The organism is Sulfoacidibacillus ferrooxidans (assembly GCF_022606465.1).
Classification (GTDB): Bacteria; Bacillota; Bacilli; order Alicyclobacillales; family SLC66; genus Sulfoacidibacillus; species Sulfoacidibacillus ferrooxidans.
This window is the reverse complement of sequence record NZ_JALBUF010000097.1, coordinates 1-422: the sequence shown is the minus strand read 5'-3', so window position 1 is coordinate 422 and position 422 is coordinate 1. Positions and strand designations below refer to the sequence as shown.

Genomic DNA, 422 nt, shown 5'->3' with positions numbered 1-422 from the left:
GCCAGAGATTTACATCATCGTGGATGACTTTGAATTGCTCGAGGGGTCATCGAATCCACTTCGCCCGCTTGTGCCTTATTTTTCACATGCAGCTGACATTGGCTTACACTTGATCATCGCCCGTCGCTCAGCCGGCTTTTCCAGGGCGAGCTACGACGCGGTTCTCCAAGGAGTCAGAGAGTCGGGTGCAAATGGATTGCTACTCTCTGGTGAAAAGCAGGAGGGTGCTATTTGGCCGAAAATCTACCTTCGCCCGCTACCGCCGGGCCGGGCTCAATGGGTCAACCGTCAAGGCCGGGCGTCCATGATCCAAATTGCTACTAAAATAGTAAAATAAAGCGCAAATTAAAAGCGTTTAGTAAACTTAGGCTTTCATACGATGGATCAATTTATCGTTTTCAATAGGCCCAATTATGTAAAGA

General features: G+C 48.6%; 1 protein-coding gene. It reads left to right on the top strand.

Annotated features, from left to right (window positions below; translation table 11 throughout):
- Positions 1 to 337: hypothetical protein (locus MM817_RS16540; RefSeq protein WP_241717161.1), on the top strand; the 337-nt coding region annotated here is incomplete at its 5' end.
- Between the last annotated feature and the right edge of the window lie 85 nt (positions 338 to 422).